Source organism: Nocardiopsis sp. NPDC101807 (assembly GCF_044766605.1).
GTDB classification, from domain to species: Bacteria; Actinomycetota; Actinomycetes; order Streptosporangiales; family Streptosporangiaceae; genus Nocardiopsis; species Nocardiopsis tropica.
This window is the reverse complement of the sequence record NZ_JBIWMK010000005.1, coordinates 99,043-120,829: the sequence shown is the minus strand read 5'-3', so window position 1 is coordinate 120,829 and position 21,787 is coordinate 99,043. Positions and strand designations below refer to the sequence as shown.

The window sequence follows — 21,787 nt, the reverse complement described above, 5'->3', positions numbered from 1 at the left end:
CGCCGGGCGGGGCGGCGGGCCGGGGCCCGTCCCGGTGAGGGCGGACCGACGGGGCGGGGGCGCCCCCCCCCCCCCCGGGGGCCCGGCGCCCGGCGGGCAGCGGGCCGCCCCGCCCCACCGGAGGCACGGGAACCACCCCTCGCCGGTACCCAGCAACAACAGACCGGCGGCCTCGGTGGGGTCGAGCCCCTCCTCGGCGATCATCCGGGCGACCTCGTTCTGCTGCCCGTTGGTCCACGTCCAGTTGTCGAGGAACTGGTAGGAGGGCTCGTCCGCCTCCACGAACCCGGTCCGGAAGATCTTGTTCATGTCGTAGACCGGGTAGTCGCAGGGCACCCACTCCAGGTCCTCGTCGCACCCGGGCTCCCACGCGGGGAAGTCGACGCGGACCAGTTCCAGCTCCTCCTGGAGCCACTGCGGGTCGTAGAAGTAGAAGAGCACGGGCTCCTCCTCGGCGTAGCGCCGCCGGACCTCGGTGATCTGCGAGGCCTCCGATCCCGCGAAGACGATCTCCAGGTCCAGGCCGAAGGCGTTGATCATCCCCTGGTCCTGGGTGACGAACCCGGGGGCCCCGCCCAGGAACTCCCCCCGGTCCCCGGTCTCGGCGGTCCGGAAGAGGTCCGTGTGCTCCTTCAGCCCGTCGACGGCAGCGATCTCGGGGTACTCGTCCACCACGTAGCCGGGGACGTACCAGCCGATGCCGCCGACGTTGCCGTTGGGACCGCCGTCGACCACGGTGCCGTTGCCGTCGGGCCCGTAGAGGTCCATGAGGTCCTCGTGGCCCCAGTTCTCGACGATCACGTCCAACACGCCCTGGTCCAGGGCCTGCCACGACGGCTGCTCGTCCGTCCGGACCAGCTGGACGTCGTAGCCCATCTCCTCGCGGAGGATGTACGCCAGCACCTCGGCGCTGGCCTCGTAGCCCACCCAGCCGTTGAGGGCCATGCGGACGACGCCCGGGTCCCGGGCGATCTGGTCGGTGCGCACCGCGCACGAACCCGTCGCGGCCAGGGCGAGGCCGACCGCGATCCCCCTCACGAGGAGGGAGGCGCGGCGCGGCGCGCCCGGTCCCCGCCGAGCGGACCGGGAAGCGGTGCGGGCTCCCGTCCCGAACAGCTCCCGGACACGGGCGGCGAGCGGGCCCCGGGGCTCCTGTCTAGGCACGGGGTGTCCTCCTTCCCTGCGTCAGGCGGTCCAGGAACAGGCCCAGGCAGACGATCGCCAGCCCGGACGCCAGGCCGAGGCCGAGCTGGTTCTGCGCCAGGCCGAACACCACGTCGAAGCCGAGCGAACCGGCCCCGACGAGGGCGCCCATGACCACCATGGACAGCACCAGGATGATCCCCTGGTTGACGGCGAGCAGCATCGAGCCGCGCGCCATGGGCAGCTCCACCTTCGTGAGGAGCTGCCACCTGGTGGACCCCTGGGAGCGGGCCGCCTCCAGGGTCGGGGCGGGTACGCCCCGGATGCCGTCGTCGACCAGGCGGATCACCGGCGGCAGGGCGAAGACGACCGCCGCCACCAGGGCCGGGACGCGGCCGATCGTGAACAGCGCCACCGCCGGGATCAGGTAGACGAACGGCGGCAGGGTCTGCATGGCGTCGAGGACCGGCTTGAGGATCACGGCGAACAGGTCGCTGCGGGACATCAGCACGCCGATCACCACGCCGAGCGCGATGGTCAGGGCGGACGCCACCAGCACCTGCGAGAGCGTGTCCATGGCGTTGTTCCACACGCCCAGCAGGCCGACCACCACGAAGGCCAGGCCGGACACGACGCCCGCCCCGAAGCCGGAGAAGATCCACGCCAGGGCCGCCGCGGCGAGCGTCACCAGCCACCAGGGCGACCCCGTCAGGAGCGCGCCCAGCGGGCCCAGGACCCAGTCGAGGGTCCACGTCCCCAGCGCGGCGGTGGCCGGACCGATCGTCGCCTGGACGGCCTCGTAGGCGGCGTTGACCGGGGCCGCGACGTCGACCGCGGCCTCGCGCGGCCACCCGCGCACGCCCATGAGCCGCGCGACGGCGACCACGGCGACCGTCAGCGCGAGCCCGCCGCCGAGGAGGAGCGGACGGAGCCGCTCGGGGACCTCCGGGGCGCGCGCGCCGTGGCCGACCGCGCCCGTCACACGGTCCAGGGCGATGGCGAGCATGACGATCGCCAGGCCCGCCTGGAACGCCTGGCCGACGTTCACCTTGGAGAGCGCCTGGTAGATCGCGTCTCCCAGACCGCCCGCGCCGATGACCGACGCGATGACGACCATGGACACGGCGAGCATGATGGTCTGGTTGACGCCGAGCAGGATGGTGCGCCTGGCCAGGGGCAGTTGCACCTTGGTGAGGACCTGCCACGGTGTGGACCCCAGCGACGTGGTCGCCTCGACCGCGCCCCCGGGCACCTCGCGGATCGCCAGCGCCGTAATCCGGACCACCGGCGGGAACGCGTACACGGCGGTCACCACGGCCGCGGCCGGGTTGCCGATGCCGAACAGCAGCACGAACGGCAGCAGGTACGCGAACGCGGGCATGATCTGCATGAAGTCCAGCACCGGGCGGACGCCCCGGTGGAACCGGTCGCTGCGGCCCGCCAGGATGCCGAGCGGGATGCCGAACAGCAGGGCGATGAACACCGACGTGATGATCAGCGCCAGGGTGGTCATCGATTCGTTCCACAGCCCGGTCAGCGCGAACACCCCGAAGGCGGCGAGCACCAGGAGCGCCACGCGCCACCCGGCGACCCGCCAGGCGGTGAGCACTCCGAGGACCGTCACGCCCGGCCAGGTGAGGAAGTCGAGGAACTGGTCGATCAGCACGACGGCCGACCCCAGCCCCACGGACACGTAGTTGAGGAAGTACAGGAACAGCGGGCTGTCGTTGCGGTTGACGACGATCCACCCGTACACGCCGTCGAGCCACGCCATGAAGGCGTCCCCGACGACGGTCGGGAAGGGGCCCGCCCACGCGGGGCCGCCCAGCGCCCGGGTCGCCCAGTACCCGGCCACGAGGACGGCGACGACCGCGGCGGCCTGCGCCCACGTGTTCCGCAGGAGGGAGGGCCCTCCTCGCCCGGCACCGCCCGGGGCGGCCTTCCCCGCGCCGGCGGCGGGACGGGTCACGGCGGCCATGTCACCCACCGCTCCCGGCCGCGCCCGGCCCGCCGTCGCCGCCGAGGTCCGCGACGTGGCTCGCCGACGCCGGGTCGGTGGCCCCCTCGGACAGCTCCTCCGACGTCTCCCCCTCGATGGCGGCGGCCGCCGCGGCGTTCTCCAGCTGGTCCTCCGCGATGGCGCGCAGCACGTCGTCCCGGCCCACGTAGCCCAGGAGGGTGTCGCCCTCCACGACCCGGACCGGCGCGGTGCTCGCGGCGAGCATCGGCAGGACCTCCGCCAGAACGGTGCCGGGTTCCGTGGCCGGTCCGTCCGTGCGCTCCCCCGGGAAGGGCTCGCGCACCAGCCACCGGGCCGTCAGCACGGTGGTGCGGGCGACGTCGGCGGTGAAGTCGGCGACGTAGGCGTTGGCGGGGCGCCCCACCACCTCCTCCGGGGTGCCGACCTGGACGAGCTCGCCGTCGCGCATGATGGCGATGCGGTCGCCCAGCTTGAGCGCCTCCTGGAGGTCGTGGGTGATGAACACCGAGGTCTTGTCCAGCTCCCGCTGGAGGCGCACGACCTCGTTCTGCATGTCCCGGCGGATCAGCGGGTCCAGGGCGCTGAAGGGCTCGTCGAACAGCAGGACCTGCGGGTCGACGGCGAGCGCGCGGGCCAGGCCGACCCGCTGCTGCATACCGCCGGAGAGTTCGCCGGGCCGGGAGTTCTCGTAGCCCCCCAGGCCGACCATGTCGATCATCTCGCGGGCCCGCGCGTAGCGGTCGGGGCGCGGCATGCCCCGCACCTCCAGGCCGTAGGCCACGTTGTCGATGATCCTGCGGTTGGGCAGCAGCCCGAAGTGCTGGAAGACCATCGCCATCCTGTGGCGGCGCAGCTCGCGCAGCCGCTGCGGTCCCGCCTCCCCGATGTCCTCGCCGTCGAGGAGCACCTGCCCGGAGGTGGGCTCGATCAGCCGGGTCAGGCACCGGATCAGCGTGGACTTGCCGGAGCCGGACAGGCCCATGACCACGAAGGTCTCCCCGGTCCGCACGTCGAAGGAGACGTCGCGCACCGCCACGGTGCAGCCCGTCTCGTCCTTGACGCGGTCGCGGTCCGCGTGCTCCAGGTCCGTGCCGATGACGCTGTCGGCGTTCTTGCCGAAGATCTTCCACAGGTGGCGCACCGAGAAGGTGGTGTCGGGGGCGCCCTCCGGCGGGACGGCCGCCTCCTCCGCCCGCGTGCTCATCGGCCCTCCCCTTCCCCGGCCCGCCCGTCCTGCCGGATCAGGTCGGCGGCCCGCTCCCCGAGCGCCAGGACCATGACCATGGGGTTGGGGGTGGGGAGGGTCGGGAACACCGAGGCGTCGGCGACGCGCAGTCCGCGCAGCCCCCGGACGCGCAGGCGCGGGTCGACCACGGCGGTGTCGTCGGAGGCCGCTCCCATGCGGCACGTTCCCGCGGGGTGGTAGACGGTGTGGGCCGCGCGGCGGCCGTACTCGGACAGCTCCTCGTCGGTCGTGACGGCGGGGCCGGGGGCGACCTCGCGTCTGATCCAGGAGCGGAACGGCTCCGCGGCGGCCACCTCGCGGGCGATCCTCAGGCCGTCCACGATGGTCTTCTCGTCGTATCCCTCGGGGTCGGTGAAGTACCGGAAGTCCAGGGCGGGCGGGACCGCGGGGTCCGCGCTGGTGAGGGAGAGCTTGCCGCGCGAGCGCGAGCGGGGGACGTTCGGCGTCATGCACACCGCCCAGCCGTCGGGCGGCGACTCGTAGCCCAGCCGCTTCGTGTTGTCGTCGAAGGGGATCTGGTAGATGTGGAACATCAGGTCCGGACGCGGGTCGCCGTCGTCGCGCCGCACGAACAGGGCCGCGTCCGAGTGCATCACCGTGTTCTGCGGGACCGGCCGGTCGGTCTCCCACATGATGATCGACTCGGGGTGGTCGAGGAGGTTCTCTCCCACGCCGGGCAGGTCGTGGACGGGTTCGACCCCGACGGCGCGCAGCTCCTCGGCGTTGCCGATCCCGGAGAGCATGAGCAGGCGTGGCGTGTCGACCGCCCCGGCGCACAGGACGACCTCGCGGCGGGCGTTCACGGTGAGGCGCGTGCCGTCCGCGGCGGCGGCGCGGACCCCGGTGGCGCGGTCGCCGTCGAGGATCAGCCGGTCGACCCAGGTCTCCAGCATGACGGTGAGGTTCTCCCGCACGTCCATGATCGGGTGCAGGTAGGCCACCGACGCCGACGAGCGGTGGCCGGTGTAGGGGTCGTAGGCGATGGACAGGAACCCCGCGCCCTCGGCGAAGCCGCCGCCGTGGGAGGTGAGCGCGTTGAAGTCCTCGACGACCGGGACGTCCGCGGCCTCGGCGGCCGAGGCGACCCAGTCCCGGACCATGGCGTTGCGGTCCTTCTCGGCGATCGGGACGATGTTGCACCTGATGCGGTCGGCGTAGGACTGCACGGTGGCGTTGTCCCAGCCCTCGGCGCCCGCCGCGACCCAGTCGTCCAGGTCCTCGGCGAAGGGCCGGAAGCTGATGAGCGTGTTGTGCGAGGAGCACCCGCCGAGCACGCGGGCCCGGGAGTGCAGGATGTGGGAGTTGCCGCGCGGCTGCTCGACGGTCGTGTACCGCATGTCGAGGTCGCCGCCGAGGACGCTCAGCCAGTCGCGGAGCCGGAGCACGTGGTCCAGGTCGCGGTCGTCGGGACCGCCCTCGATGAGGCACACGGTGGTGCCGGGGTCCTCGGTGAGGCGGTTGGCGATCACCGAGCCCGCCGTGCCTCCGCCGACGATCACGTAGTCGTAGGTGGTCTCTGTGGCCACGGTCCGATTCCTCTCGTTGTCTCTGGCCCGGGGGATGCCGGGGAAACCGACCCGTGCGGGTTCCGTCGTCGTGCGGACGCGGGGCGGGACAGCTCTGCGGGGGTGGGGCCCGCCGGCGCCGAGGACGGAACGGCGCCGGCGGGCGTCGGGCGCCCCGGGGGGCCGGGGCAGGGGCGCCTCAGCCGAACCAGCGCTGCGGTTCGGGCGCCAGGTTGCGGTAGATGTGCTTGGCCTCGCGGTACTCGTCCAGGCCGGCCGGACCCAGCTCCCGGCCGACGCCGCTGCGGCCGAAACCGCCCCACTCGGCTCCGGGGAAGTAGGGGCCGTAGTCGTTGATCCAGACGGTGCCGTGGCGCAGGGCCGCGGCGACGCGCTCGCCGCGGGCGGTGTCACCGGTCCACACGCCCCCGGAGAGCCCGTAGTCGGTGTCGTTGCCGAGCTCGACCGCCTGGGCCTCCGTCTCGAACCGCTCCACGGTGACGACCGGGCCGAACACCTCGGTCTGGACGATGTCCATGGACCTGTCGCAGTCCACGAACACGGTGGGCCGGTAGAAGTAGCCGTCGGCGAGCCCGGGGTCGTCGGGCCGCCTGCCCCCGGCGATGATCCTGGCGCCCTCCTCGACACCGCGCGCGACGGCGGCCTCGACCTTGGCGCGGTGCTCGGCCGACACCAGCGGGCCGCAGCGCACCCCCTCGTCCTGTCCCCGGCCGATGCGGATGGCCTCGGCCCGGCGGGCCAGCTCGGCGGTGAAGGCGTCGTGGATCGTGTTGTGCACGATGAGCCGCGCGCCGGCGGAGCACACCTGCCCGGAGTGGAAGAACGCGGCGCTGAGCGCGTAGTCCACGGCGGTGTCGAGGTCGACGTCCGGGAAGACGATGTTGGGGTTCTTGCCGCCCAGTTCGAGGGCGATCTTCTTGACGGTCCCGGAGGCCGCCGCCATGACCCGCCTGCCGGTGGCCAGGCCGCCGGTGAAGGAGACGAGGTCCACGTCGGGGTGCTCGGAGAGCGGTGCGCCCGCGTCGGGGCCGCTCCCCGTGACCAGGTTGACCACGCCCGGGGGGACGCCCGCCTCGGTCGTGAGCTCGACCAGCTTGGCGGTGGTGACGGGGGTGATCTCGCTGGGCTTGACCACCATGGTGTTGCCCGCGGCGAGGGCGGGGGCCATCTTCCAGGAGAGCTGGAGCAGCGGGTAGTTCCAGGGGGTGATCATGCCGCAGACGCCGACGGGCTCGTGGACGACCTTGCTGTGCACCCCCTCGGGCGCGGAGACGAGGCGGCCCGCGTTCTTGTCCGCGAGTCCGGCGTAGTAGCGGAAGACGGCGGTGACGTCGTCGACGTCGATCCCGCCCTCCTCGATGGTCTTGCCGGTGTCGAGCGACTCCATGACCGCGATCTCCGCGCGGTCGCGCTGGAGGAGGTCGGCGATGCGGTCGAGGACGCGCCCCCGCTCCCCTGCCGTGGTGCGGCGCCACTCCCCCGTGTCGAAGGCGCGCCGCGCGGCGGCGATGGCGTCCTCGGCGTCGGCCCGGCCGGCCTCGCTGACGATGGTCAGGACGGAGGCGTCCGCCGGGTCCAGGACCTCCCGGACCCGGCCGTTCCGCGCCGCGCGCCACTCGCCGTCGATGTACAGGCTCGTGGCCGTCGCCGAGCCCGGTTCGGACAGGTACGGCACGGAAGGCAAGGTTACGTAGGGTTCGTTCACGGATCCGGTTTGCCCAAGATGCGTACTCACAAACTGCCTCGTCTCATAAGACGCACACGTCACCACGCCCCTACACCCCCGACTGGGCTGGAAGAACTCCCCAGCCTTCGGGGACGGCCGTCGGCACGCCTCGCGCCACCCACAGGCAAGTAACTACGCCGCGTGACGGCAGTCCTCGCGACGAACACCCGGACCTGGGGAATACCGGCCACAGTCTTTGACGTACATTGAGGTGTACCTAAGTGGGTTCGTCCGCACTTCGGCGCTCTCACGACACGGCCCGCACCGGAGCCGCGCCCCACCGCGCAACCCGTGAGGAAGCATGCTGCTCGAACAGGAACGCCGCGACGTCTGCCTGACCGCCCGCGCCCTCGCCGGCGGTTCCGGCACCGCCCCCGGGGAGGCGGGAACCGTCAGCGTCCGCAGCGGCGACCTCGTCGTGGTCACCCCCCACGGAGTCCCCCTCGACCGGATCCAGCCCGCCGACTGCCCGGTGATGTCGCTCGACGACCGGGTCCTGGAGGGGCGCCGCGACCCCGCGGCCGAGGCCACCCTGCACATCGGCGTCCACCGCCGCGCCGCCGAGGGCGGGCGCGACGTGACGGCCGTCGTGAACGCGTTCACCGCCGACACCGTCGCCGTGTCCTCCGTGCTCGCGGAACTGCCGCCGATCCACCACCGCGCCGCCGCCCTGGGCGGGGCGATCACCGTGACCCCCTACACGACCTACGGCAGCGGCGAGATCGGCGACCTCGCGGCCAAGGCGCTCAAGGGCCGCGACGCCGCCCTCCTGGCCGACCACGGCGGGCTCGCCCTGGGCCGCGACCTGGCGCACGCCCTGGAGAACCTCCGACTCCTCGACTGGCTGTGCGCCGCCTACGTCAGGGCCCGCCGGATCGGCGAGCCCCGTGTGCTCTCCGAGGACGAGCTCGCCCAGGTGCGCCGACGCGACGCCTACGGGTGGGCCGGCCCCGACGTCTGGTAGCCGCCGCGCCCTCCGGGCACCGCCGTCGCCGGGACCGGACCCCCTGGGGGGACGGTGCGCATCGGCCGCCGGAGCCGGTCCTGTCGCCGCTTCGGCGGGGCCGCGCCGTGACCGGGCCCACGCGAACCCGGTGCGGATACTCCGTGACATGCCGCCCGGAAACGCCACAATGGTGGGGACGACCAACCCCGGCCGGTGGGAGGCTCCATGCGCTGCAGCTACATCAGGCTCCTCGTCAACGACTACGAGGCCTGTTTCCACTTCTACTCCGAGGTCCTCAGGCTCCCCGTCCTCCGAGGGGACGAGACCAGCCGCTACGCCGAGTTCGACGTGGAGTCGGGGACCCGGCTCGCCATCAACCAGCGCGAGGTGATGGCCGAGGCCCTGGAGACCGACACCGCCGACCCCGCCCTCCCCCACCAGGACCGGATCGCGGTGATCTTCGAGGTGGACGACGTCGACACGACCGCCGCCAAGCTGGTCGCGGACGGCGCCCGCCAGGCGATGGAACCGCGGGACTGGACGGCCTGGGGCGTCCGCGCGGCGCACTTCCGCGACCCCGACGGCTACCTGCTGGAGATCAACCAGCCGCTCCTGCCCGACCTGGCGCTCTGACCCCGGACGCCGGTCCCCCGGGAACGGCGTCCGCCGGAACCGGACCCGCGACCGGCGTGCGGCGCCGGACCGGCCCCTCGGGGGCTGCCGGCCCGCCCCCTCAGCGGACGATGTGCTCCGTCAGCAGCTCGTTGACCCGGTCCGCGCGCTCCACCCCCAGGAGGTGCGCGGCTCCGGGGACCACCTCGAACCGGGCGTCTGCGAGCCCGTCGGCGAGCCTGCGCCCGTGGCCCGGGGGCAGCAGCGGGTCGTGGGCGGCCGACACGACCAGGGTGGGCACCCGCACGGCGGAGGCCAGGTGGCGCTGGTCCAGCTTCGCGACCGCGTCGCACACCGAGGCGAACCCGCCGGGGTCGAGCCGGCCGAAGTCCTCGGTGAACCTGGCCACGACCTCGGGGCGGTCCTCGGCCATGTCGGGGGTGAACCACGGCCGCATGACGTCGGCGGCCACCGACTCCAGGCCGACCTCCCGCACCCGTGAGGCGATCCGGTCCCACCTGTGCATGACGGGCGTGCGCGGGGCCGGCGCGAGCAGCGCCAGGCGGTCCAGGCTCCGCGGGGAGTTCGCCGCGATCCACACCAGCAGCGCGGACCCCAGCCCCGCGCCGACGGCCGACACCCGTGGGAAGCCCCTGTCCTCGAGGAGGCCGAGCAGGTCCAGGGCCAGGTCCGCCACCGTGCAGGGCCCCGCCGGGGCCGGTGAGGAGCCGTGGCCGCGGTGGTTGACCCGCAGGACCTGGAGGTCGCGGGTGAGCTCCGGCATCTGCGGCTCCCAGACCGACATCGTCGTGCCGAAGGGCGGCACGAGCAGGACGACGGGCGCGTGCCTGGGGCCGTCGATTCGGTACTGGAGCGGGATCAGGGCCATGGAACCTCCGGGTCGCCAGAACGCCAGGTTATCCGGTGTCCTCCCGAGGGGCCCAGGAAAGCCCCCGCCTACCGCGGCAAGTGGAGGACAGTACTTGACCTCCATGGTTCCTAGGGTGATGACCACGAGCTCCGGTGCTACGGAAAGCGGTGGTCATGATGGTGACGGCGACGAAGACGGTCCTGGACGCCGAGCGCGCGTCCCTCCTGCGCACCCTGGGGGAGCAGCGCGACTTCCTGCGCTTCGCCCTCCGGGGGCTGGACGACGAGCAGGCGGCGCGCCGCACCACGGTGAGCGAGCTGACCCTCGGGGGGCTGCTCAAGCACGTGGTGTCGACGGAGCGCAGCTGGGTCGACTTCATCCGGAACGGCCCCGCGCCGACGGAGGTGGACTACGAGGACCCGTCCACCTGGCAGGAGCACGCGGACAGCTTCCGGCTGCTGGACGGCGAGACCCTCGCCGGCGTCCTGGAGGACTACGAGCGGGCGGCCGGGGAGACGGAGCGGCTGGTGGCCGACCTGCCCGACCTGGAGGTCTCGCACCCGCTCCCGAGCGCGCCGTGGTTCCCGGAGGGGGCCTCATGGTCGGCCCGCGACGTGCTGCTGCACATCATCCGCGAGACCGCGCAGCACTGCGGCCACGCCGACATCGTCCGCGAGGGCCTGGACGGCCAGAAGACCATGGGCTGACCCCCGGCCCCAACCGGCCGCGGACACGCGACACGCCCTTTCATGGTGATGTACATGGTCTATGCTCAACATGTACATCACCATGAAACGGAGTCCGACATGAGCCTGACCCAGGTCGACATCGACGACGAGGCCCTGCGTGAGGCCATGAGACTCTCCGGCGCCTCGACCAAGAAGGAGACGGTCAACCTCGCCCTCAGGGAATACGCGGCCAGACACCGCCGCATAGCCGCCCTGGAGCACTTCTCCGCCCTCTCACAGGACTGGGACTACGAGAGCTGGCAGAAGAGGCGCTCCGCGGAGAAGGGGGGCGGGGAGTGATCAGGTACCTGATCGACTCGTCCGCCCTGTGGCGGATCCTGAGGGACCCGAAACACCGGGACGCCTGGCGCGACGTCGTCGTCGAGGGGGCGGTGGGGTCCTGTGCCGTCCAACGTACGGAATTCCGCCGCTCCGCACGCAATCTCGACGAGTACGAGCAGTTCAACGAGATGTTCGGGATCCTGCACCCGGACGTGCCCACGCCGAAGAGCGCCTGGCAGTGGGTGGAGTCCGCGCAGTACCGGCTCCTCCGGGGCGGCGCGCACCGGGCGATGTCCTCGGTGGACCTGCTCGTCGCCGCGACGGCGGCGCACCACGGTCTCGTCGTCCTGCACGACGACAACGACTTCGCGACGGCGGCACACCACCTCACCGACCTGCGCGAGCGATCCGTCCGGAACACACCCTGAGACCGGCCGCCGACACGCGACGGGGCGGGACCGCCGATCGGCGGTCCCGCCCCGGAAGAAAGGTGGCGAGGGTCGCTCCCGCATCCCCCCTCAAAGTACGGAAGCGACCCTCGCCTGGGAAGCGGCCAGCGACTCCTCCCCCCGGGAGTCGCGGCCTGTAAGGTCTGCCGCGGATCGATCCTGTCGTTCCGCGTTGATGACGACACTACCCACCGCAACCTCGAAGAACAACCCTCAGTCACGAGAAACTACTTAAAGTGATCGTCATTGCTGGGCAGGCCGCAGCCCAAGGGGGCCGGGGCATCGTCAACCAGGGGTCATGACGGCCGACCCGGAGGCCGCGCATAGCCTGGACCGGTGAGATCTCCGCTCCTCAGCCCTCGCTGGCTCGGCATCCACCTGGTCGCCCTGCTGGTCGTCCTGGTGTGCGCCACCGGCACCTCGTGGCAGTTCGTCCGCGCCTTCGAGCCCGACCGGGAGGTGATCACCAACCCGGTCGAGGACCTGGCCTCCGCGCGGCCCGTCGAGGACCTGCTGGAACCCGGCGCGTACATGCACCCGGACTCCTTCGCGAACCAGGCGGTCGAGGCCACGGGCCGCTACGACACGGCCGAGCAGCTCCTGGTGCCCCGGGTCGTGGACGGGGTCCTGGGGCACGACGTCATCCTGCCGCTGGTCACCTCGGACGGCAGCGCCGTCACCGTCAACCGGGGCTGGGCCGAGGAGGGGCAGGACGTCCCCGAAGCGCCCGGCGGCGAGGTCACCGTCACGGGCTGGCTGCTGCCGCCCGTCGGGGCCGAGGGGGTCGTCCCCGTCGAGGTGTCCGAGGGGCAGGTCGAGCGCATCGCGGCGTCCGTCCTGGTCCAGGAGTGGGACCACCCCCTCTACGAGGGCTACGTCACCCTGCCGGGGCAGGACCCGGCCACGGACTCCCTCGTCCCGGTGCCGCCGCCCGAGCCGCCCACCGAGGTCGAGGTCAACTGGCGCAGCCTCAGCTACACGGTGCAGTGGGCGATGTTCGGCGTCTCCGCCGTGGTCTTCTGGTTCATCCTCGTGCGCCGGGAACTGGCGGAGGCCCGCTCCCGGCGGGAACGGGCCTCCGACGGGGAGGAGCAGGAGGCTCAGCCGGCGGTCGCGGGCTCCTGATCCCGCTCGCCCGCGGCGGCCTCCTTGGCCTGCTCGGACCTGACGATCTTGTGCTCGACGACGAACCCGACCACGGGGACGGTGCCGGCCAGGGCCACGCCGAGGGTGCGGGCGGCGCTCCAGCGCCGGTCCAGCGCGACCCACAGCACCGCGAACACGTACACCATGTAGATGTAGCCGTGCGGCATGGCAATGAAGAGCATCAGCGGCGACTCCGGGCCGAACCAGTGCTCCAGCCCCTGCGGCGCCGGCATCAGGGAGAAGCGGGCCGTCTCACCGACCAGGTACTTGGCGGGCATGGCCACGAAGGTCAGCCCGATCAGGAAAACGCCGGTCACGTACGCGAGCACCCTGTACAGCCCGAACGACACACGCCTCTTGTCCACCGCTACCTCACACGCTTCGTCAGACTTCCGCCCCGAGGAGGGTCGGGGTCCCTCCTCGAGGCTAAACGCTGTCCGCGGCCACGGGCCCCCGGGGTGGGCGAGGCCGGACAATCTCACATCGCCGCAGGTCAGCTCTTGTTGGACGTGCGGTCCGGGCTGCTCCACCGGCCGTCGGAGTCGGTGGTCCACGCCTTGGAGACCATGCGCAGCGACAGGTAGGCGTCCACCAGCCTGATGGGGAAGAAGAACAGGCCGTACAGCAGGTAGGACGGCCGCCGCCGGATCACGGTCAGCAGGCAGGTGAGCATGTAGTCCGGGACGAAGAGGCCGATCGCGAGAGCCGTCAGCGGCAGGAGCGCCGACACCGCCGTGAAGGCCTCTCCGAAGAACGGCAGCGTCCCGAAGGGCTCACCGCCGAGCGTTCCCACGAGCACGAACACCCCGAGCAGCGCGGTGAGCAGCAGGACCAGGGAGACCAGCACGACCTCGACGACGTAGAGCGCGAGGAACGCCCAGAAGACGCTCGGCCAGACCCCGTGCCTGCGGATGGTCTGCCAGAAGCCGAGCGTCCACCGGCCGACCTGCTTGTAGTAGTCCCCGAACGTGAAGGGGTCCTGGCTGTAGGCCTTGGTGTCGGGGTTCATCGAGATGCGTCCGAGGCGCTTGTGGTGGACCTCGAAGGTCATGTTGAAGTCCTCGATCACCAGCCCCGGGGGGTTGACGTCGATCTCCCGCAGAGCCTCGCTGCGGTAGACGCTGGCGAAGCCCGGCACGATGAACGCCGTGTTGGCGTGCCGCCAGGTCTGCCCGAACCGCATGAGGTACTGGAGCATGAAGTACAGGCGGTCCCGGTAGGCGGAGATGGTCCTGCCGACGAGGGTCCGCTCCTGCGGCTTCCACTCCGAGACGACGAAGCCCGCGACGGCGGCGACCGACGGGTCCTCCAGCTGGCGCCTGGCGCCCTCCACGTACCCCGGGTCGAGCTCGGTGTCGGCGTCCAGGATGAGGACCCCGCCGTAGTTCTCGGTCAGGGAGAACTCCTCGATGACCGCCTCGATGGCACCGGCCTTGCCCCGGTTGGTGAGCAGTTCGAGCACGTTGACGCCGGTCCTGGCGGCGATCTCCGCCGTGGCGTCCTTGGAGGAGTCCGAGACCACGTAGACGTCCCAGCGGTCGAACAGGCTCAGCGCCGATCCGATGGCCGCGTGGATGACGGGTTCCTCGTTGTGCGCGGGGATGACGACCGCCAGGGAGATACCGGGGTCGTCGCCCGGCGCGGCCCCGGGCCGCCCGGGGTCGCGGCGCCCCGCCGGGCGGAGGGGGCCGCCCGGTCCGGGGGGACCGGAGTCGGGGGCGCCCCCCTCGGAGGCGCCCGCGCCGACCAGGACCCGCTCCGGCGGCGCGGCCCCGACCGCCCGGTCCCGGCGGGCGCGCGGCCGCACCACCGCGCGGACCGAGTCCTCGCCCAGGCGCAGGAGGCCGGCGGCGGTCCACAGGAGGAGGTTGGCGCCGAACGCCAGCCACAGGAACACGTAGCCGAACGCGCCCAGCCCCGCGGCGGCCGCCATGTCCGCGGCGAAGGCGAACCAGTAGACGAAGAGTGCGACGGCGAGGACCAGGGCGATCAACCCGGTCAACAGGCCACCGATGAAACGCGCGATACGCACAGCCCTAGGACCCCTCCGAGAGATATCGGTTTTCGGACCGACATTAACCCGCAAATCCAGCGTTAGGTTGACGCCCTACGGCACTGAGGGGTTGACCCTGGTTCGCGTCCTATGTAGGCCACGCAAATCGTATACACGGGCTTGCGTGAGGTGGTACCCATTAGAGGATATTTGCGAGGAGGACCGGGGCGGCACGGTACGCACTCCGGTTTATACCGAGCTACCCGAAAACTCGGACAATCCTCACCAAAGGTGCCCTCGGAGAGAAGGAGAACGCTCGGCGTGATCGGCGGCTTACCCTCCCCCTCGCCTGATCCGACCCGCGGCAAGCAGGACAGCAGGCCCAGGAACAACACTGCCAACAGCAATAACACCGAGGCATCCGACCCGGTCATGCGCGTGTCCCTCCACCAGCCGCACTACCTTCCCTGGCTGGGCCTCCTCGACAAGATCGACCGTTCCGACCTTTTCGTCGTCCTGGACACGGTTCAGTTTGAACGACGTGGTTGGCAGAACCGAAACTACGTCGCGGGACGTGACAAGCCCGTCCTGCTCACCGTGCCGGTCAACCAGGGCAACCGCGATGATCGCATACTGGACAAGCGCATTGACAACGGGCGCCAATGGCGGATCAAGCACTACAAGGCACTCTCGGAACACTGTTACCGCAGAGCGCCGTACTGGCGCGAATACCGCGACGAGATCGCCCAACTGTACGAAACGGAGTGGGACGGCCTCGCGGAGCTCGCCACGGAGACGACCCGCATGCTGATGCGCTGCTTCGGGATCGACACCCCGGTGCTGCTCGCCAGCGAGATCGGGGACTTCCCGGGGCGCAAGAGCGAGCTGCTCGCCCAGATCTGCGCCAAGACCGGCGCGGACATCATGCTCTCGGGGGACGGCGCCAGGGACTACCTGGACACCGGGGCCCTGCGCCGCTACGGGATCGGCGTCGAATGGCAGGACTTCCGGCATCCGGTGTACCCGCAGCACCTTCCCGCCGGAGCCGGCTTCGTGCCGCGCCTGTCGGCGATCGACCTCCTCCTCAACGCCGGTCCGGACGCCCTCCACGTGCTCCGGCGGGCACGGACCCGGAGCTGACCGCGTGTCGGCACGCGGGTCGGCGCCGCTCCCGCGACCGCGGGCACGGGACCGCTCCACGGGTTCGGGACAACCACGATCGCCCCCACCTCGGCAAAGGACGGCACACCGGCATGACGACGGACTGGTCCCAGGAGCGGATCCTGGTCTACGCCCCCCACCCGGACGACGAGACGCTCGGTTGCGGCGGCCTCATGAGCAAGGCCAAGAGCGCCGGAGCCGAGGTGTTCGTCCAGTTCCTCACGGTCGGGGACACCGCCGACCAGTCGCCGAAGGGCTTCTCCACCGCCGAGGAGCGCTACGCGGAGATCAAGAAGGTCTCGGACCACTTCCGCTGGGACGACTGGCACATGGCCCTCCCCGGCGACGCCCACCACCTGCGGCTCGACACGGTCGCCCGGGTGGACCTCACCCGGCTGATCGAGCGGGAGAGCCCCCTGTCGGTCGAACGGCTCCGGCCGACCGTGGTGCTCGCGCCGCACCGCACCAGCTACAACCAGGACCACCAGGCCACCGCCGAGGCCGTGCACACCGCCCTGCGCCCCTCCGACACCGCCCTGCGCCACCACCCGCGCCTGGTGCTGGCCTACGAGGAGGCCGCCGACCAGTGGCGGTCGGAGCCGGTGGCGCCGCCGAACCTCGTCGTCGAACTCGACGAGTCCCAGCTGGCGGACAAGCTCCACGCCATGGAGCTGTACGGCTCGCAGAGCCACAGGCACCCGCACACGCGCTCCGAACCGACCCTGCGCAGCCTCGCCGTGCTCCGCGGCATGCAGGCCGGGGTCGCGCTCGGGGAGGGGTTCCACGTGCTCCGCTGCCTGGCCTGACCGACCGGGCCCCGGCCCGGTCCACGCACTTCTCCGACACGCGCCCCGCTCGCGCAACGCTGGAAGCACCTCAACGCACACCGCTCGTAGTGGAGGGGAAACCATGAAGGCTGTAGTGACCGGAGGGGCCGGGTTCATCGGCTCTCACCTGTGCGACCACCTGGTCGCGCAGGGACACCGGGTGACGGTCCTGGACGACCTGTCGACCGGTTCCGCCGCGAACCTCTCCCGGGTGGAGGGCTCGCCCGGGTTCCGCTTCGTGCGCGGGGACGTCCTGGACAGGGAGCTGGTCGACGCGCTGGTCGCGGAGGCGGACACCGTGTTCCACTTCGCCGCGGCCGTCGGCGTCTACAACATCGTCGACAACCCGCTGCGCTCCCTGCGGATCAACCTGCACGGGACGGAGAACGTGGTGGAGGCGGCCGTCGCGCACCGCGTGCCGTACATGATCGCGTCCACCAGCGAGGTCTACGGCAAGAACGACGCCGACGGGCTCAAGGAGAACGACGACCGGATCTACGGCTCCGCGACCAAGAGCCGGTGGTCCTACGCCGCGGCCAAGGGGCTGGACGAGCTGATCGCCTACGTGCACGGGACCGAGTCCGGCGTCCCGTGCGTCATCGCCCGCTTCTTCAACGTGGTCGGCCCCCGCCAGACCGGCCGCTACGGCATGGTCGTCCCCCGCTTCGTCGACCAGGCGATGGCCGGGGAGCCGATCACCGTGTACGGCACCGGGACGCAGCGCCGCTGCTTCGGCTCGGTGTTCGACGTGGTGCCGGGCCTCCTGAGACTGATGGAGACCCCCGAGGCCTACAACCAGGCCGTCAACCTGGGGGGCCACGAGGAGATCTCGATCAAGGGGCTGGCCGACCGGGTCGTCGAGCTCACCGGTTCCGCGAGCCCGATCACCTACATCGACTACGAGGAGGCGTACGGGGAGGGCTACGAGGACATGCAGCGCCGCTACCCCGACACCTCCCTGGCCGGACGCCTGGTCGGCTACCGGCCCGAGCGCGACCTCAACGACATCATCCGGTCGATCGTGGAGCACCGGAGCACGGCGCCGCCCGTGCCCGCCCCCGCGTAGGAACCCGGCCGACCCGGCACGGGGCGCCTCCCCGCCCCAGCCGGCTCCGACGCAGGACCCCGGACACCGCGCCCGGGAGGGGTGGCCGCCCGCTCCGGCGGACCCCCGGCGCGCAGCGCGCCCGCGGAGGGATCAGGAGTGACGGCGCCGGACCCCCGCCGACCAGCCCGACCAGGGCATAGGGACAGGACGCCGGGACAGGCCCCTCAGGAGCCCGCCAGCACCGTCAGCACCAGGACCGCGCTCAGTGCGAGCACCGACGAGCACAGGAGCGCCATCGCCCACGGCCTGGCGACGGACAGCGGGGGCCCGCCCGTCCCCGGGTCCCGGGTGCCGTAGCCGGTCCGGCGCCAGCGCCACCACAGGTGGAGGCCGAGCACGGCGCACATGAGCAGCAGCGCGGCCGCCGTGGCCACGCGCACCGGCGGGGACGCCTGGAGGACGCTGTCGACCTCGTTCGTGAGCGAGCCGCGCATGAACAGCAGGCCCACCACGGCGAGAAGGATGAGCGTCCGCTGCCACGACAACAGGGTGCGTTCGGGCTGCAGCCCGGGGTCGTCGCGGTCGACGGGCGCGTTCACAGGAGGTTGCCCAGCAGGACGAGGGCGCACACCAGTCCCACCGCGAACGCGGTGACCAGGGGGAGCAGGCTCAGCCGCAGGGTCCCGCCACGGCTCATGATCCTCTGCACGCGGTACCAGCGCAGCGGCGCGTAGACCGTGATGACCCCGGCGAGCGCCGCGAGCAGCAGGCCGACCGCGGTGCGGGGCCACTCCGCCCATCCCAGGGGAAGCAGGTGCAGCACCGCGACGGCTCCGGCGAGGAGGGCCAGGGACGTCCTGACCCAGGCGAGGAAGGTGCGCTCGTTCGCGAGGGTGAACCGGTAGTCGACGTCCCGCTCCCGGGCGCCGCCCCCGGGCGCCGCATCGTCCATGACGGCCACCCCCGTCCACCTGGCGCTCAGCGCGCTCCGTCCCCGTCAGGACACGGCTCCCCGCGAGGGATCCGCGCCTCTCCGACCGACCCTAGCCGCCGAGCTCCTTTCCTCCCAAACAGGTATGCAACACGTGTTGTGTCGGAAACCTCTTGTCATGGACACGGGTCCGTGGCCCCGGCGACGCATGCGGAACAAACGAGTGGGCACGACCGCTGTAGGACTGAGAGATGGCGGTTGGCCGACGGTCGACACCAACCAACGAAGAGATCAGGAGACCACGTGCCCACGGTCGAGCTCACCAAGGACAACTTCGCGGAGACGCTGAAGGACAACGACTTCGTCCTCATCGACTTCTGGGCGGACTGGTGCGGTCCCTGCCGGCAGTTCGCCCCGGTCTTCGAGAAGTCCGCGGACACCCACACCGACATCGTGCACGCCAAGGTGGACACCGAGGCGCAGCGCGAGCTGGCTTTCGAGTTCAAGATCCAGTCCATCCCGACGCTGATGATCGTGCGCGAGCGCACCGTCATCTACAACGAGCCCGGCGCTCTGCCCTCCGAGGCGTTGGAGAGCCTGATCACCCAGGCCAAGGAGCTGGACATGGACGAGGTGCGCCAGAAGATCACCGAGCAGGGCGGCGACGCCCCGGAGTAACCGGGCGGCACCGGGAAGACCCCGCGCCCGGCCCTCCCGCGACGGCGGGAGGGCCGGGCGTTCGCGTGCCCGGGCACGGGACCGCCACGCGCACGCCCTCCTTCGGTGACGGGAGGGCAACGTTCCGCGTTCGGAACGCCTCCGAGTTCACCGCCCACGTTCACCTTCGCCACGAGGATCGTTCACTCGGCCTTCATGTGGACGGATTTGCATGGTATTCGACCGCGCTCCGCCGGTTCTGCCCCCCATGACCGCGCAAGCACCGTCCGACCCGGAAGTGGACCCATGTCTGTCAGCAACACCGCGTCCCCTCGCGGCACCGATCGCGGCACCGAGTCCGGTCGCGGCGTCGCACCCGACACCGTCCGTTACAACCGCGAGGTCCCCGGTCTCGGAGACCCCGTCTTCGACGTCTCCGGCCTCTCGATCCACTACGGGTCCAACAAGGCCGTGCGCGACGTGAACCTCAAGGTCGGACCGCGCCAGATCACCGCGATGATCGGCCCGTCCGGCTGCGGCAAGAGCACCGTCCTGCGGACCCTCAACCGGATGAACGACCTCATCCCCGGCGCCCGCATCGAGGGGCGGGTGACCTACCACGGCGAGGACCTGTACGCCTCGGAGGTCGACCCGATCGAGGTGCGCCGCCGGATCGGCATGGTCTTCCAGAAGCCCAACCCGTTCCCGAAGTCGATCTACGACAACGTGGCCTACGGTCCGCGCATCAACGGCGCCCGCGGCAACATGGACGACCTGGTCGAGGAGACGCTGACCAAGGCCGCTCTGTGGGACGAGGTCAAGGACAAGCTCAAGGAGAGCGCGTTCGCCCTCTCCGGCGGCCAGCAGCAGCGCCTGTGCATCGCGCGCACGATCGCGGTGAACCCCGAGGTGATCCTGATGGACGAGCCGTGCTCCGCGCTCGACCCCATCGCGACCCTCAAGATCGAGGACCTGATGTACCAGCTGGCCAGTGAGTACACCATCGTCATCGTGACCCACAACATGCAGCAGGCCGCGCGCGTGTCCGACCGGACCGCGTTCTTCACCGCGGGGGTGGACGACGCGGGCGACCGCTACGGCAGCCTCGTCGAGTACGACGAGACCACCACGATCTTCAGCAAGCCGTCCGACCAGAGGACCGAGGACTATATCGCTGGTCGCTTCGGCTGATCGGCCCCGGCCCCGGCCCCCAACGGCGCGACCAGCGATGGTGGGCCGCTTCGGCTGATCGGCCCCGGCCCCGGCCCCCAACGGCGCGACCAGCGATGGTGGGTCGCTTCGGCTGATCACCCTTGGCCACCCGACCAGCGATGGTGGGTCGCTTCGGCTGATCGGCCCCGGCCCCCCCAATGGCGCGGCCAGCGACGGCGGGCCGCTCCGGCTGACGGCCCCGGCCGTCCGCGCCGGGGACGGCCGGCGATCGCGGTCCGCCCGGGCGGCCGGCGACGGGACGGCCGGACCGGCCGCGACGGGGCCGCCCCTCTCCCGCACCTTCGACGAAGTGGACCCCCATGCCCGCGCTCACGCCCTCCGCGTCCGTCCCCTCCCCCACCCCGGGTGCCCTGGGCGAGGCGGACCCGGTCGAGCGCCCGGACCGGTGGGAGGGCCCGCTCCGGGTCCTGCTGGTCGAACCGGAGTCGGAGCAGTCCCACCAGCTGGTGCTGTCGCTGAGCGGCCACGACGTGGACATCACGGTGTGCGTGGACGGTGCGGAGGCACTGCTGCGGGTGGGGATGATGCGTCCGGACACGCTGGTGACCAGCGCGACCCCGCCCGAGGTGGACCTGGAGACGCTGGTGCGGGTCACCCGCCGGGCGACCGAGATCCCGATACTCATCGGGGTGGGGCCGGGTGACTCCCAGCGGGCGATGAGGGCGCTGGCGGCCGGTGCGACGGCGTGCGTGAGCCGCCCCTACCGGATCCCCGAGCTGGCGGCCCTGCTGCGCGGTTCGCTCCCCGGCGCGGACGGGGGCGGGCCGGACAGCGGGGCGTCTCCGTCCGCGCTCCGCTCGGGGGCTCTGGAGCTCGACGCCCTGGGACACCGGCTGTTCGTGGACGGCAACCCGGTCAACCTGGCCCTGCGCGAGTTCGGGATCATGGACTTCCTGCTGCGCAACAACGGGCGGGTGGTCAGCCGCGAGGAGCTGTGGGCCGAGGTGTGGCACAAGCCCCTGCCTCCGGTGAACAACACGATCGCCGTGCACATCCGCCGCCTGAGACACAAGCTGGGCGACTCCGAGGCCCAGCCCCGGTTCATCCACACGGTGCGCGGAATCGGCTACCGACTCGATACCGCGAATGGTGGCTGACCAAAGACAAAAAGTTACCGAAGAACAACCAGGGTCCTCCAGCAGGCGCCGGAGCGACCCATTGTTCATGTAGGCGTCACTTCGCCGATCGACACACGCGAAGGTGAACCCGGGGGCAACCGGACACGTCACCTTCCTTGCCGGTCGGCCACGGCGGAACCCGCGCAAGAGTCGGCATACCCGC

The 21,787-nt window shown here is 71.6% G+C and carries 21 protein-coding genes and 1 pseudogene; 12 read left to right on the top strand and 10 right to left on the bottom strand.

What is annotated here, in order from left to right; genetic code table 11:
* Window positions 1-132 precede the first annotated feature (132 nt).
* The 5 genes and pseudogenes from ACIRPH_RS16790 to ACIRPH_RS16770 all read right to left on the bottom strand — a co-directional run.
* Window positions 133-1,038 (bottom strand): annotated as a pseudogene (locus tag ACIRPH_RS16790) (glycine betaine ABC transporter substrate-binding protein); the annotation flags it as partial.
* Between the two features lie 118 nt (window positions 1,039-1,156).
* Window positions 1,157-3,121 (bottom strand): ABC transporter permease, encoded by a 1,965-nt coding sequence (locus ACIRPH_RS16785; RefSeq protein WP_402915118.1) that lies wholly within the window; start codon window positions 3,119-3,121, stop codon window positions 1,157-1,159.
* Between the two features lies 1 nt (window position 3,122).
* Entirely contained in the window at window positions 3,123-4,328 is a 1,206-nt protein-coding gene (locus ACIRPH_RS16780) for a glycine betaine/L-proline ABC transporter ATP-binding protein (RefSeq protein WP_402915115.1), read from the bottom strand.
* Window positions 4,325-5,896 (bottom strand): GMC family oxidoreductase, encoded by a 1,572-nt coding sequence (locus ACIRPH_RS16775; RefSeq protein WP_402915113.1) that lies wholly within the window; start codon window positions 5,894-5,896, stop codon window positions 4,325-4,327. The genes ACIRPH_RS16780 and ACIRPH_RS16775 overlap by 4 nt, the downstream gene beginning before the upstream one ends.
* 178 nt (window positions 5,897-6,074) lie before the next feature.
* A complete protein-coding gene (locus ACIRPH_RS16770) occupies window positions 6,075-7,601 on the bottom strand; it encodes an aldehyde dehydrogenase family protein (RefSeq protein WP_402915110.1) in 1,527 nt (508 codons plus the stop codon).
* A gap of 322 nt (window positions 7,602-7,923) precedes the next feature.
* On the opposite strand from ACIRPH_RS16770, the gene ACIRPH_RS16765 reads away from it, so the two are divergent.
* Together ACIRPH_RS16765 and ACIRPH_RS16760 are read left to right on the top strand one after the other, a co-directional pair.
* A complete protein-coding gene (locus ACIRPH_RS16765; protein WP_402915108.1) occupies window positions 7,924-8,586 on the top strand; it encodes a class II aldolase/adducin family protein in 663 nt (220 codons plus the stop codon).
* 207 nt (window positions 8,587-8,793) lie between these two features.
* Window positions 8,794-9,201, top strand: coding sequence for a VOC family protein (locus ACIRPH_RS16760; protein ID WP_402915105.1), 408 nt, complete (start codon window positions 8,794-8,796; stop codon window positions 9,199-9,201).
* Between the two features lie 100 nt (window positions 9,202-9,301).
* On the opposite strand, the gene ACIRPH_RS16755 is transcribed toward ACIRPH_RS16760, so the two are convergent.
* The gene (locus ACIRPH_RS16755; protein WP_402915102.1) at window positions 9,302-10,069 is read right to left on the bottom strand and encodes an alpha/beta fold hydrolase; all 768 of its coding nucleotides are present in this window, start codon (window positions 10,067-10,069) and stop codon (window positions 9,302-9,304) included.
* 149 nt (window positions 10,070-10,218) lie between these two features.
* On the opposite strand from ACIRPH_RS16755, the gene ACIRPH_RS16750 reads away from it, so the two are divergent.
* The 4 genes from ACIRPH_RS16750 (at window position 10,219) to ACIRPH_RS16735 (ending at window position 12,635) form a co-directional block, all read left to right on the top strand.
* Window positions 10,219-10,758 (top strand): DinB family protein, encoded by a 540-nt coding sequence (locus ACIRPH_RS16750; RefSeq protein ID WP_402915996.1) that lies wholly within the window; start codon window positions 10,219-10,221, stop codon window positions 10,756-10,758.
* Between the two features lie 99 nt (window positions 10,759-10,857).
* Window positions 10,858-11,079, top strand: coding sequence for a type II toxin-antitoxin system VapB family antitoxin (locus ACIRPH_RS16745; protein ID WP_402915099.1), 222 nt, complete (start codon window positions 10,858-10,860; stop codon window positions 11,077-11,079).
* Window positions 11,076-11,489: a PIN domain-containing protein gene (locus ACIRPH_RS16740; protein ID WP_402915096.1), complete on the top strand. Its 414-nt coding sequence runs from the start codon at window positions 11,076-11,078 to the stop codon at window positions 11,487-11,489. The genes ACIRPH_RS16745 and ACIRPH_RS16740 overlap by 4 nt, the downstream gene beginning before the upstream one ends.
* Before the next feature lie 357 nt (window positions 11,490-11,846).
* The gene (locus tag ACIRPH_RS16735; protein ID WP_402915093.1) at window positions 11,847-12,635 is read left to right on the top strand and encodes an SURF1 family protein; all 789 of its coding nucleotides are present in this window, start codon (window positions 11,847-11,849) and stop codon (window positions 12,633-12,635) included.
* Here ACIRPH_RS16735 and ACIRPH_RS16730 read toward each other — a convergent pair.
* Window positions 12,611-13,021, bottom strand: coding sequence for a DUF3817 domain-containing protein (locus tag ACIRPH_RS16730; protein WP_402915091.1), 411 nt, complete (start codon window positions 13,019-13,021; stop codon window positions 12,611-12,613). The genes ACIRPH_RS16735 and ACIRPH_RS16730 overlap by 25 nt on opposite strands.
* Window positions 13,022-13,149: 128 nt before the next feature.
* Window positions 13,150-14,688, bottom strand: a complete 1,539-nt coding sequence (locus ACIRPH_RS16725; RefSeq protein WP_402915089.1) for a glycosyltransferase — start codon at window positions 14,686-14,688, stop codon at window positions 13,150-13,152.
* 393 nt (window positions 14,689-15,081) lie between these two features.
* Here ACIRPH_RS16725 and ACIRPH_RS16720 point away from each other — a divergent pair, with 393 nt between their 5' ends.
* The 3 genes from ACIRPH_RS16720 to ACIRPH_RS16710 all read left to right on the top strand — a co-directional run bounded on the left by ACIRPH_RS16720 (window position 15,082) and on the right by ACIRPH_RS16710 (window position 17,703).
* On the top strand, window positions 15,082-15,789 hold the full coding sequence (locus ACIRPH_RS16720; RefSeq protein ID WP_402915994.1) for a WbqC family protein: 708 nt from the start codon (window positions 15,082-15,084) through the stop codon (window positions 15,787-15,789).
* Between the two features lie 113 nt (window positions 15,790-15,902).
* On the top strand, window positions 15,903-16,616 hold the full coding sequence (locus tag ACIRPH_RS16715; RefSeq protein WP_267947582.1) for a PIG-L deacetylase family protein: 714 nt from the start codon (window positions 15,903-15,905) through the stop codon (window positions 16,614-16,616).
* A 103-nt stretch (window positions 16,617-16,719) separates the two neighbouring features.
* The gene (locus ACIRPH_RS16710; protein WP_402915086.1) at window positions 16,720-17,703 is read left to right on the top strand and encodes an NAD-dependent epimerase/dehydratase family protein; all 984 of its coding nucleotides are present in this window, start codon (window positions 16,720-16,722) and stop codon (window positions 17,701-17,703) included.
* Between the two features lie 206 nt (window positions 17,704-17,909).
* Here ACIRPH_RS16710 and ACIRPH_RS16705 read toward each other — a convergent pair whose 3' ends face one another.
* Window positions 17,910-18,284 carry a DUF202 domain-containing protein gene (locus tag ACIRPH_RS16705; protein ID WP_402915083.1) on the bottom strand — a complete coding sequence of 125 codons (375 nt, stop codon included), beginning with the start codon at window positions 18,282-18,284 and terminating at the stop codon, window positions 17,910-17,912.
* Window positions 18,281-18,637 carry a YidH family protein gene (locus tag ACIRPH_RS16700; RefSeq protein WP_402915081.1) on the bottom strand — a complete coding sequence of 119 codons (357 nt, stop codon included), beginning with the start codon at window positions 18,635-18,637 and terminating at the stop codon, window positions 18,281-18,283. Before ACIRPH_RS16700 ends, ACIRPH_RS16705 begins: the two co-directional genes overlap by 4 nt.
* 282 nt (window positions 18,638-18,919) lie before the next feature.
* Here ACIRPH_RS16700 and trxA point away from each other — a divergent pair, with 282 nt between their 5' ends.
* From trxA to ACIRPH_RS16685, 3 genes are all read left to right on the top strand, one after another.
* On the top strand, window positions 18,920-19,294 hold the full coding sequence (trxA, locus tag ACIRPH_RS16695) for a thioredoxin (protein WP_267947578.1): 375 nt from the start codon (window positions 18,920-18,922) through the stop codon (window positions 19,292-19,294).
* A 285-nt stretch (window positions 19,295-19,579) separates the two neighbouring features.
* Entirely contained in the window at window positions 19,580-20,464 is an 885-nt protein-coding gene (gene pstB / locus ACIRPH_RS16690) for a phosphate ABC transporter ATP-binding protein PstB (protein WP_402915077.1), read from the top strand.
* A gap of 341 nt (window positions 20,465-20,805) precedes the next feature.
* Window positions 20,806-21,603: a response regulator transcription factor gene (locus tag ACIRPH_RS16685; protein ID WP_402915074.1), complete on the top strand. Its 798-nt coding sequence runs from the start codon at window positions 20,806-20,808 to the stop codon at window positions 21,601-21,603.
* Window positions 21,604-21,787 lie beyond the last annotated feature (184 nt).